The organism is Veillonellaceae bacterium, assembly GCA_012523975.1.
Taxonomy (GTDB): domain Bacteria; phylum Bacillota; class Negativicutes; order JAAYSF01; family JAAYSF01; genus JAAYSF01.
In genome coordinates this window covers 34,502-46,115 of the sequence record JAAYSF010000017.1, presented here as the reverse complement: position 1 = coordinate 46,115, position 11,614 = coordinate 34,502, and the positions used below count along the sequence as shown (strand labels likewise).

The 11,614-nt window shown below is 40.8% G+C and carries 11 protein-coding genes and 2 tRNA genes; 8 read left to right on the top strand and 5 right to left on the bottom strand.

Annotation, left to right across the window (positions count from 1 at the left end; all coding sequences use genetic code 11):
* Positions 1-4 precede the first annotated feature (4 nt).
* Positions 5-2,083, top strand: coding sequence for an elongation factor G (gene fusA / locus GX348_02605; GenBank protein NLP41077.1), 2,079 nt, complete (start codon positions 5-7; stop codon positions 2,081-2,083).
* A gap of 130 nt (positions 2,084-2,213) precedes the next feature.
* Here the strand turns inward: fusA and GX348_02600 are convergent.
* From GX348_02600 to GX348_02590, 3 genes are all read right to left on the bottom strand, one after another.
* Positions 2,214-2,290 (bottom strand) — tRNA-Pro (locus tag GX348_02600).
* Positions 2,291-2,299: 9 nt separating this feature from the next.
* Positions 2,300-2,375 (bottom strand) — tRNA-Gln (locus GX348_02595).
* Positions 2,376-2,473: 98 nt separating this feature from the next.
* Positions 2,474-4,150 (bottom strand): DUF4127 family protein, encoded by a 1,677-nt coding sequence (locus GX348_02590; GenBank protein NLP41076.1) that lies wholly within the window; start codon positions 4,148-4,150, stop codon positions 2,474-2,476.
* Positions 4,151-4,374: 224 nt separating this feature from the next.
* Between GX348_02590 and rsmD the strand changes: the two genes are divergently transcribed.
* Genes rsmD through GX348_02575 form a run of 3 tightly spaced genes read left to right on the top strand, consistent with a single transcriptional unit; the run spans position 4,375 to position 5,917 of the window.
* Positions 4,375-4,923, top strand: coding sequence for a 16S rRNA (guanine(966)-N(2))-methyltransferase RsmD (rsmD, locus tag GX348_02585; GenBank protein NLP41075.1), 549 nt, complete (start codon positions 4,375-4,377; stop codon positions 4,921-4,923).
* Positions 4,924-4,938: 15 nt separating this feature from the next.
* Complete coding sequence (gene coaD / locus GX348_02580; GenBank protein ID NLP41074.1) at positions 4,939-5,421, top strand: pantetheine-phosphate adenylyltransferase; 483 nt, start codon at positions 4,939-4,941, stop codon at positions 5,419-5,421.
* A gap of 22 nt (positions 5,422-5,443) precedes the next feature.
* Entirely contained in the window at positions 5,444-5,917 is a 474-nt protein-coding gene (locus GX348_02575; GenBank protein ID NLP41073.1) for an ATP synthase F0 subunit B, read from the top strand.
* A gap of 1 nt (position 5,918) precedes the next feature.
* On the opposite strand, the gene ylbJ is transcribed toward GX348_02575, so the two are convergent.
* Complete coding sequence (ylbJ, locus tag GX348_02570) at positions 5,919-7,175, bottom strand: sporulation integral membrane protein YlbJ (protein ID NLP41072.1); 1,257 nt, start codon at positions 7,173-7,175, stop codon at positions 5,919-5,921.
* A 132-nt stretch (positions 7,176-7,307) separates the two neighbouring features.
* Here ylbJ and GX348_02565 point away from each other — a divergent pair, with 132 nt between their 5' ends.
* Entirely contained in the window at positions 7,308-8,126 is an 819-nt protein-coding gene (locus tag GX348_02565; protein NLP41071.1) for a patatin family protein, read from the top strand.
* Here the strand turns inward: GX348_02565 and GX348_02560 are convergent.
* On the bottom strand, positions 8,065-9,315 hold the full coding sequence (locus tag GX348_02560; GenBank protein NLP41070.1) for a nucleotidyltransferase: 1,251 nt from the start codon (positions 9,313-9,315) through the stop codon (positions 8,065-8,067). The two genes, GX348_02565 and GX348_02560, sit on opposite strands and share 62 nt — an antisense overlap.
* 206 nt (positions 9,316-9,521) lie before the next feature.
* On the opposite strand from GX348_02560, the gene GX348_02555 reads away from it, so the two are divergent.
* The 3 genes from GX348_02555 to rpmF all read left to right on the top strand — a co-directional run bounded on the left by GX348_02555 (position 9,522) and on the right by rpmF (position 11,536).
* Positions 9,522-10,718: an acetate kinase gene (locus GX348_02555; protein ID NLP41069.1), complete on the top strand. Its 1,197-nt coding sequence runs from the start codon at positions 9,522-9,524 to the stop codon at positions 10,716-10,718.
* A 97-nt stretch (positions 10,719-10,815) separates the two neighbouring features.
* Positions 10,816-11,334: a DUF177 domain-containing protein gene (locus tag GX348_02550; GenBank protein ID NLP41068.1), complete on the top strand. Its 519-nt coding sequence runs from the start codon at positions 10,816-10,818 to the stop codon at positions 11,332-11,334.
* A gap of 22 nt (positions 11,335-11,356) precedes the next feature.
* A complete protein-coding gene (gene rpmF, locus GX348_02545) occupies positions 11,357-11,536 on the top strand; it encodes a 50S ribosomal protein L32 (GenBank protein NLP41067.1) in 180 nt (59 codons plus the stop codon).
* Positions 11,537-11,614: the final 78 nt, after the last annotated feature.

The following is an 11,614-nucleotide window of genomic DNA, read 5'->3' as shown; positions in this document are numbered from 1 at the left end:
TTAATTGAAAGAGTACAGAAGTGACGGGCTAAGAAATGTTGGTATTGTTGCCCACGGTGGGGCGGGAAAGACTTCGTTGGCGGAAGCTTTCTTATTTAACTCAGGTGCGATTAATCGTCTAGGCCGTGTAGATGACGGGACGTCCACAACGGACTTTGAACCTGAAGAAGTAAAACGGAAAGTTACCATCAGCGCGGCACTTGCTCCTTGTGAGTGGCGTGATCACAAGATAAATTTCGTTGATACCCCCGGATATGCGGACTTTGTAGCTGAAGTTAAAGGTACTTTACGGGCAGTTGATAGTGCTTTGGTCGTTTTATGCGCGGCCTCAGGCGTCGAGGTGGAAACAGAAAAGGTTTGGCAATATGCTGACGAGCTTTCCTTGCCTCGCATTGGCTTTATCAACAAGATGGACCGTGAGAATGCCGATTACTTCAGTGTTTTTGATTCTATGAAAGAAAGACTGTCGACGAGCGTTGTCCCTCTGCAGCTGCCAATTGGGGCGGAAGATTCTTTCAAAGGTATTGTTGACTTAATTAAGATGAAAGCAATAACTTGGTCCCAAACCAATAAATCTACTGAAAGTGACATTCCTGAAGATTTACTCGAACGTGCATTGGAAAGCAGGCAAATCCTAATTGAGGCTGTTGCTGAAACTGATGATGATTTACTGGTAAAATACCTAGATGGAGAAGAATTAAGTGATGATGAACTAAAAAAAGGACTGTTAAAAGGAATTGCAGACGCCAAAATATTCCCGGTTCTCTGTGGATCAGCCTTAAAAAATATTGGTATACAGCAATTACTAGACTCAGTTTTAGCATATATTCCTTCACCGGATAGTAAAGTCGCTATGGGTATGCATCCTGTAAGCAAGGAAACAGTAGAACGCAAGATCACAGACCCGTTTTCGGCTATCGTGTTTAAGACAACTGCTGATCCGTTTGTGGGCAGGTTGAGTTACCTAAGGGTTCTCTCTGGTTCAATGAAACCCGACAGCATGCTATATAATGCTTCAAAAGAAAAAATTGAACGTATTGGTAGTATTTTCACGCTACGCGGTAAGACACAAGATCCACTGACTTGTGCACATGCCGGCGATATTGTAGTCGTTGCGAAATTGCAAGAAACCACTACCGGTGATACACTTGCCGATAAAGATAAGCCAGTAGTTTATGAGTCGATATCATATCCCAAGCCAATGTTTACTATGTGTATCGAGGCTAAGAATAAAGGCGATGAAGATAAGATTTCAAATGCCTTGAACCGTTTAATGGATGAAGATCCAACCTTCAAAGTCCGTAAAGATGTTGAAACTGCCCAGTTGTTAGTTAGTGGGATGGGTGAACTGCATACCGATATTCTTGCAGAGCGCATGAAACGTAAATTCGGTGTTGATGTACTGCTGCGCGATCCTAAAATTCCTTATCGTGAGACCATTCGTGGCTCTGTTAAAGTTGAGGGTAAGCATAAGAAACAAAGCGGTGGACATGGACAGTTTGGCCATGTCTGGCTCCAACTTGATCCGCTGGAGCCAGGTAAACAGTTCGAATTTGTGGATTCTATCTTTGGCGGCGCTGTACCGCGCCAGTATATTCCTGCGGTCGAAAAAGGTGTACGCGAAGCACTAAATGGAGGAATATTAGCTGGCTATCCGATGGTTGACGTTAAGGTTACACTATACGATGGCTCATATCATACAGTAGACTCTTCAGAAATGGCCTTTAAAATCGCTAGTTCAGGGGCGTTGAGGAAAGGAGCTCTTCAGGCAAAGCCTGTGTTATTAGAACCCATCTGCAATGTTGAGATAAATGTACCGGAGTCTTTCATGGGTGATGTCATAGGAGACCTCAATGGGAAACGTGGCCGCGTATTAGGTATGGAACCGGTTGGTAAAGGAATGAGTTTAGTAAAAGCTCAAGTTCCATTCTCAGAGATGTTCAGATATACCGTCGATTTGCGATCAATAACCCAGGGCCGGGGCAACTATGATATGAGCTTCTCACATTACGAAGAAGTTCCGCAGCGGATTGCAGAGACAATTATTGCCAACGCTAAGAAAGACAGAACTGAAGAATTATAAGAAGAAGCCGCCGGTTTGACATTACCGGCGGCTTAGAATATTTTAGGCATTATAAAAGACATAAGCTGCGCCAGGTCCTTGCGGATGTAGCTGAAGCTTATGTCTTTATATTTGGGTTATATAATTTAAATGGTCGGGATGACAGGATTCGAACCTGCGACCTTTCGGTCCCGAACCGAACGCTCTACCAAGCTGAGCCACATCCCGAAGTAAAGATGGCAGGGGCGGCTGGACTCGAACCAACGCATGACGGAGTCAAAGTCCGTTGCCTTACCGACTTGGCTACGCCCCTATATAATCGTAAGATTACACAAAACAGTTTGTTATCACAGTTATTAAGTATACACAGAGAGGGCATTATTGTCAACTGTTTTCTGTGATATTTTACCGTCATTGATAAAGACCATAGGATAATTTAGTATTGATAAAAATTTCAAAAGTTCGCTCCCATGGTAGATGAGCTTCCACATTAAGGTCAGTTATATAATATTTTTTTAGTCCATCTGGTGTCTTAATTAAAATAGGGTGGTTATAAAAATAGTCATGATACAGGATCTGAGCCTGGTTTTGCATAAGAGTGCTTACCAGGCGGTTTGTTTGTGCGTAAACACCATTCAGGTTGTAGGGGTCAGCCTTACGATCCTTGAGATGACTATTAATGATGTCCTGGATATTCTTTTGGAAGTACCAATCATCGAGGAATCTTGAAGTTAGAAATTCTAGATTATCTTGATGTAGCTTAACTATATCATAAGCAGAATGGTATCTTTTTAATCCGTCAGTGAAAACTAAAGCCTGCGTTACTGCTGTACCGACCGAATTACTTGTGGTATTCCAGCCGGCATACGCTATAAGCTTTGTTACAACTGCATTTTTCTTATCTAAATGAGGAAAAAGCGTCTGGCTAGCGTAAAAGTTTTCACTTAAATCTACTAATGCTACTTTATAGCCATTATTGAGTAAATCATTAAGCTGTTTAGCCATTTCGGGCAGATTATCTATATTTTTATCGGTGCCGATGTGGACATAGAGAACATAGTCGGCTGTATTTATATCATTAGTTTCCTGACAACCGGTAAGGAAAATTTTTTCCCTTACCGTTGTTGCCACGGTATTAGGCATATAGGGCATTGTAACTCGCGGAGCATTCTCATCTGAATACATTACAAATACACGAGGGTGATGACTGCTAAAGTCTGTTACGATTCTTCCGAGCAGCGATAAAGCGACTTCGTCAGTGCCGCGTGTAATGATAATTCTATCTCTGCTAGACAATTGACTAACATAGTGCTGAATTTGTTTCTTGCTTATATTAGGAATTCCAAAGGGGTATCCATCGTCTTGGCCAATGACCAAGCAAGTGATGACTCCTTCTTCAACTAAGTGCGCGAGCTCAGTATTGATTTTAACATTTTGTTGATACAAATCGTTATAGCGTGATAAAACATGCGGTGGGATTTGATTTTCGAGTTCAGATAGTTTTTCGATATCAGAGGGATTTTCGAAAGTGTATACTTGATCTTTTAATACCGAGTATTTAAAAACATTTTTTTGATATACGGAGTTTTCCTTGCTATCAGCTAGAAGTAAACGGGGAATTATATTAAAAGCATAGATTTTTAGATTGTCATTTTCTTTATGGATCGCTTTTAATAATTCAAGGACAGCTTGGTTATCTTCAGGACTGCCGGCCGATAAACGAGAGGCCAGCAAACTCCCGTGGGTGAGCATATCGACGGATACTATTGCCGCATCAGCATTCTTCCCCTCATTTTTCAACCAAATTCGAAGAGCGTTTTTATCAGCTGGCGTTTTATAATTATCTAAAATTTCCGACGGCGGGAGGATTATCTCAATTCCAGAAATTGCTCCTAGTCTCTCAACAAAATTGGTACATGCTGGTCGGCTATCGAGAGGAAGTACGATAACCTTCAACCAATAGTTTTTATAATTTAGTCCTTCAACAGGAGTGACAGTTTTGATGTTTTTACAAATACTTTGCACCATTATATTAATGGATAATAACGCAAAAATTATTAACAAATAACCTATGGACCGTTTAAGCATTAAACACCTCAAGCGATATTAATCAACTGACGAGAATAGCCTTGATTTATCTAGGGTTATTAGATAAAATTTTGAATCCGAAGTATAAAATAGAATTTCTCTTAGTTTTCCATTTTTCCTGTAAAATCTTACAGATTGTTGCTTTTTTTGGTTTGATTAAAGTAGTATAATGAAATGTGTTATGTCCAAATATGTTAAAAATTCACAGGTAATGTGGGGTAGATATGCGAATAATTACCGGTAGCGCCAAGGGGACACGGCTAAAAACGCCACGCGGGATGGAAACGCGACCGACTAGTGACCGTGTTAAAGAGTCTGTATTTAATATTTTAGGGCCATTCATAGCTAACACTAATGTACTAGACTTGTTTGCCGGAACTGGAAATCTAGGGCTTGAAGCCTTAAGTCGAGGTGCTGCATCAGCTTTGTTTATTGATAAAAGTTCGGCAAGCGTAAACTTAGTTCGCGACAACATTGATCTTACTAAATTTAATGATAGAGCAGTGGTTTTAAAAAGTGATGTGTTTTATGGTCTAGACTGGCTAATTAAGGAAAACAAGCGCTTTGAACTGATTTTTTGTGATCCGCCTTATAATAAAGGCCTTGTTGAAATGGTACTAACCAAAATTGATACCAGCAATATTTTGTCGGTAGAAGGTATCATTGTAGTAGAACATTCGAATCATGAGCAAATAAGGGGAGAGTTTAACCAACTTAAAGTAAAAAGGACCGAAAAATACGGCGAGACATTAGTTAGTTTTCTCACCTTATGAAATGGAGGTATTATTGTGCGAATTGGAATATGTCCCGGTAGTTTCGATCCAGTAACAAATGGTCATATTGATGTTTTTGAGCGAGCAAGTACAATGTTTGATGAGCTCATTGTTGCCGTTTTTCATAATCCTAGTAAAAAACCCCTTTTTAATATGGCTGAAAGGGTTTACTTATTAGAAGAATCGACTAAGCATCTTAAGAATGTTCGTATTGATTCATTTTCTGGCTTGCTTAACGTCTATGTTAAGCAGCAGAATTCAAAAATAATTGTTAGGGGTCTACGGGCGTTAATCGATTTTGAATATGAATTCCAGAGAGCCTTATTAATAAAAAAAGTTGACCCAGATATTGAAACAGTGTTTATGATGACTAGTAGTGAGTATTCTTTTTTAAGTTCAAGTGGTGTCAAAGAATTGGCGCAATTTGGCGGATGCATAAAAGGGTTAGTCCCGGAATGTGTCGAAATTGAGATGAAAAAGCGTTATCAAACTTCATGAAGTATTGTTGGGGGAGGAAAATATGAGTATTGATGAGATTTTAGAAGAACTGGAAAATCTGCTTATTGATGCATCGAGGGTTCCCTTTACCAATAAAAGGATTGTCGAAGAAGATGATCTGGCAAGAATTATCGATGATTTACGTGAAGCGCTACCTAGTGATATAGCTGAGGCAAAGCGTATTATTAGCGAACGCAAACGCATTTTGGATGACGCCCATAAAGAAGGGCAAAATATAATTGATCAAGCAAAAAATTACGTTATGAAACTTACCGATGAGAATGTAATTACCCAACAAGCGCAAGAGAGCGCCAGCGGTATAATCGCTGAGGCTCAAAAATCAGCCCGCAGTCTACAAAGTGACGCAGTTGGCTATGCAGATGATGTTTTTAAGCATTTAGAGGCTAATCTAGAGAGGGCGCTAGAAGTTGTTCGCGCCGGCCATAATGAGCTTTATCAGCAAAGTCAGCAAAATCAAAAAAATCAAGCATCATAAGTTATCTTTTTATATAAAAATACAAACTTCTGGTAATATGAATAGCGATTGATACCGTTATTAAGATTGCTGTCAAGATTATTAACTGGTAACCGATTTGCTCTAATCTTGCTAGCCAAAAAGCAAGAGTGTTTGTATTTCCCATATTAAGCATTACTGGCATTGTAAACACTTTTGCTGCACTTTGGGCGGGTTCACATAATACAACTGTAAGTAGAGCTGCCAATAATGCATGCAAGAATCTGGCAACCATGTAAGGTGTCATTCTAATGCCTGACTCTATTACGATGCTAGCTACTTGACCATGCACACAAAGTCCGCTCCATGCGATTATCGCGCTGACAATCGCAACTTTTTCAATAAGCGGGGCATCGGCCTGGCTGGCAGCCATAGCACCTAGGTCAAGTTCAAATAATCCGCTAACCAAAGCTGGGGATAGACTTTCGCTTAGGCCAAACGTGCTGAGGCAAGCAGCAAAGAAAGTACCTAGAAAAGCAGTTACACCAACAACCGATAGGATGCGCAAGAAAACCGAGAACAATATAATAAAACCGCCAATAAGCAAAATAGTATTCATTGAGCTTTTGACAGAATCGCCGAGCAGTTGATTTAGTGATCGCTTATCTTCTTGGCGGGCATTGTATAGAGCGCGAAAGGCGCGAACGATAATGTTGCCTTTTTGCTCAGTATTCCTTTTGGGAGTCTCATACCTATCCCGATTCAGGCCGTGAAAACGGAAAATTATGCCTACTAAGAAACTTGATATGTAGTGAGCTAATGCAATTGTTATGCCTAATTCTGGCATGCCAAACATACCGACAGCGACGGCGCCAACCATGAACAACGGGTCGGCAGTGTTAGTAAAAGACAAAAGGCGCTCGGCTTCGACCGCGCTGCATAGTTGATTTTTGCGGAATTTGCAAGTTATTACTGCATCCATTGGATAACCAGATGCGAGGCCCATTGACATTGCGAATGCGCCGACACCGGGAACATTAAAGAGTGGACGCATTAAAGGTTCTAGAAGAACTCCAATAAAGTGGACCACCCCTAATCCCATTAAAATTTCGGATAGAATGAAGAAGGGCAATAGTGATGGAAAGACGATATTCCACCAAAGATTAAGTCCCATAATTGCTGAGTCAAATGCATCTTTCGGAAATTTCACCATCGTTACGACGATAAAGACAGTGCCAAACGCCATGAAGTATGCCAGGAGGCGAGAACGATAACGTTTGCCTCTGTCAAAAAGCCTCATAGAATAATCTCCTCCTCTATCCAGGCATTGAAAAAATTACGCGGTAATTTAAGCCGTAAACATTATATATATATGAATGGATAGAGGTAATATAACTAAAACCAAGTGTAAATTAGAGCTAGGGGGGGGAATATGAGGTTAAAGATAGGTTTAGCTCTTGGTTCTGGTGGTTTGCGTGGTCTCGCCCATGTCGGTGTTTTAAAAGTTTTAGAACGCGAGAATATTCCTATTGATTTTATAGCTGGCTGCAGTATAGGCAGTATGATTGGCGCGCTTTATTGTGCCGGACATAGTCCGGATACTATTGTTAAATTGGCAAAGCATCTTAAACCAAGATATTGGCTGGATTTTGTCATACCTAAGCTTGGGATAATCTCGGGTGATAAAGTCCTTAACACCATTAGCCTTTTAACCCAGCAAAAAAAGTTTTCGGACCTTAATATACCATTAGCAATTGTCGCAACTGAAATCAACTATGGACGGGAAGTTATTTTTACTGAGGGAGATGTAGCTCAGGCCGTACGAGCGAGTACATCAGTACCCGGGGTATTTGTTCCGCACAAAATTGGTGATATGATGTTGGTCGATGGTGCTGTATTAAACCCAACACCCATTGATATAGCAAGATCAATGGGTGCAGATGTTGTGATAGCTGTCGATTTGGCTCATGCAGGGGTTGTTTGTAATATTACAAATGTATTTGATGTACTCATTCAATCCATTGACATCATGGAACGTGAGCTTTTAAAACGTCGTCATAAAAATTGTGATATTTTGATACAGCCTGATATTGCCCATATATCACCAAGCTCATTTGAAGCTATTGATGAATGCGTAAGACTGGGTGAGGAGGCGGCCAGCAATATGATGCCGGAGATCAAACGGATAATTAATAGTGATGAATGTACTGCGGTGAACAGCGAAAATCCCATCCACCATGGCTCAAGTTAGGATTGGGCATTCCTAATACGTATAAGTCGGTAGCTAGAGTGTCGATTGCCAGCATACGCTCAAACGGTGTTAGATTGCCGATTGAGCGTTGTTTGCTGTTAAGGTGGGCTGCAGTTTTTATTATACTGGGAATGGATGCTGTCTCTGTCATCTTTTTCAGTATCTGACGGCCGCATGCATTAAAAGCTAACACCCTGGCATAAAGCGGACCAGTTTCGTCGAAGGTGGATATGTCGGTTTTTGTAATACCAACTAAAGCGTGAATAAGAATTCGCTGCAGACGAGTATAAGGATAACGTCGACTTTTTATTATGGTGAGGAGTTGTTCTATGCTTGTCGCCTTGAGCACTGCGTCGCTGATTTTATTGTGTAGTCCTTCAGACACTTCAGGCAAATCTTCTATTTGTTTAAGGGTAAGTAAACGTAATTGCGCTAAAATGGGTTTTTCGAACGCTGAAAATGTTACCGGGCCTCGTCCTTCATTTAAACATTGACCAACAATTTTCGCAGTGTCTTGCGGCATAGCTTGCTCTGCCTTGGTAGTTATAGTCCGCTTTGTGATAATCTCCCTTCTGACGGCGGTGGCGCTGGCCAAGGGGGCATTTATCTCAGTGTCATGATAGCGGGAATGTTTTCTGAGAATTGGCATTGGAATAAGCTGTGGCGCGAATTTTCTAATAGCTTTCAAATATTCAACAGCCAGGATATTATTAGGCGATGCTATGGATTCAAGTTGAATAGAGCATTGTTTTTCAATAACTGATCCTAGTGCGGCAGCGTAGCTAATTCCGTCTTTCATTAACAACTGCATTTTTGCTATATTTTGTTCATTGCTGCTAGCATCGGCCATAATATTTAAAGTTTGAATATCTGGGGATTCAGCGCCAAAACAAAGATGAGTTACCAAACCAAGCGAGGATAAGAGGCGCACGGCACCTTCAGCAAAGAACTGGGCGCTTCGTACTGCAAAGACTGTTGGGAGTTCAATAATAAGATCGACACCGGATTTTACTGCCATTTCAGCGCGTTTCCATTTATCAAAAACAGCGGGTTCGCCACGTTGAACGAAATTTCCGCTCATAACACCAATAACGTATTTGCAACCTGTCGCTTGTCTCGCTCTTTCGATATGCCACTGATGTCCGTTATGAAATGGGTTATATTCAACAATAAGTCCAACGGTATTCATATTACATCCCTCAAGTTTTAAGATATTGGTAAAAAGTTCTCATATATGGCAGTAAATCCTGCAATTCAACAAATAAATTCTTTTTTTACGCTAATAGTTTTATAACTTTGCAGGTAAAATAATACATGTGTCGAATAAAGAACAAGATGTTGTCAAATGGCTTCATAAGTAATACATATCAAGATTATGTTGGGAGGATTCAGTAAGTGAAAGTTCTAGTTGTAAACTGTGGTAGCTCATCTCTTAAGTATCAATTATTTGATATGACCGATGAATCGGTCTTGGCTAAAGGTCTTGTCGAGCGTATTGGCATTGAGGGCTCGGTTTTAAAGCATGAGCCAGCCGGAAAAGACAAAGTTGTTATCAACGCTGACATTAAAAATCACAGCATCGCCATCAAAATGGTAACGGAGGCGTTGACGGACAAAAATCACGGTGTTATAACTGATATGATCGAAATTTCAGCTGTCGGCCATCGTGTTGTACATGGCGCAGAAAAGTTTGCGTCTTCGGTTCTTATTACCCCGGAAGTTATGCAAGCATTGGAAGAGTGCATAGAAATGGCACCGCTTCATAACCCGCCGAATATTCTTGGCATAAACGCTTGCGCTGAACTCATGCCCGGTGTAGAACAAGTTGGTGTGTTTGATACTGCTTTTCATCAAACAATGCCTAAACATGCTTTCATATATGGCCTGCCATATGAGGCTTATGAAAAGTATCGCATAAGAAGATATGGATTCCATGGAACTTCCCATCGTTTTGTATCTAAAGTTGCAGCAGATATGATGGGCAAAGATATTAAAGACTTAAAAATTATCACTTGCCACCTTGGCAATGGATCCAGTGTAGCAGCTGTTGATGGCGGCAAATGTATCGATACTAGCATGGGTCTAACACCACTTGAAGGCTTGGTAATGGGAACTCGCTGCGGCGATGTCGATCCTGCAATTCTGCCGCTCCTCATGAAAAAAGAAAACATGGACGCTGATCAAATCGACCAGTATATTAATAAAAAATCTGGTGTTCTTGGTATCTCGGGAGTATCAAGCGACTTCCGCGACATCGAGAGTGCAGCAAATGAAGGTAACAAACGCGCTCAATTAGCGTTGGATATGTTTGCTTACAGAGTTCGTAAATATATCGGAAGTTATGCTGCGGCTATGAACGGCGTTGACGCAATCGTCTTTACAGCTGGTCTTGGTGAGAACTCATCATCTATGCGTGAAGCAATATGTTCTGGTATTGAATACCTTGGCACTAAAATCGACCCCGTTAAAAATAACGTTCGCGGCAAAGCCACAGAAATCAGCGTAGACGGCGCTAAAGTTAAACTATTTATAATTCCTACTAATGAAGAGCTTGTAATTGCGCGCGATACTAAAGAAATCTGCGCAAAATAGTTTTTAGATAATGTGTGGTAGGGTAATTTATCCCTGCCACTTTGATTTCTTGACAAACATAATGGGGGTCGCTATAATTAATGAAGGTTGGTGGAAAATGATGAAAATTAACATCCAACGTGTCAAAGATAATATTGGAGCAACTCAAAATTTTCGCTTGTGTTTTTCCGCCGCTGATCTTTTTGAAGAAAGCGACAGCACTTGGATTAATGACCCTATTGTTGCTGCCGGGGAAATTGTAAATGACGGACTTCGCTTAAAAGTTAGCGGGGTTATTGAATTTACTTCAAACTTTGAGTGTGACCGTTGCCTAGAAAAATATACCGCCTGTTCTGAAATTCCTTTTATTGAAGAATTTCGGGAAACCAATAAAGTTAGTGAATCCGATGAGATCAATACCTATCATGGTGATGAGATCAATATCAGCGATTTGCTGCGCGAAAGCATTATTCTTGCTAAGCCGTTAAAGACGGTCTGTAAAGAAGGCTGCCAAGGTTTATGCCCGAAGTGCGGTACGAATTTAAATATCTCTACTTGTGCATGCGAGATAGGTGTGATTGATCCCAGGCTCGCAGCGCTACAGCAATTATTGGATAAAGATGATTTTCACCGTTAAACGTTTTAAGGAGGTGTAACTAATGGCAGTACCTAAGCGCAAAATGTCTAAAGCCCGCCGTGATAGCCGCCGTGCTAATTGGAAGTTATCGGTGCCTGGCTTTGTTGAATGCCCACAATGCCACGAACTGAAAATGCCGCATCGTGTTTGTCCTGATTGCGGATATTACGATGGTAAGGAAGTCGTAAAAGCAGCTGAATAAGCTAAATTAGAGCAAAACGAAATTTCGTTTTGCTCGTTTTATTTTTAAAGAACGGATCCTAAACAGATTTTTAATAGC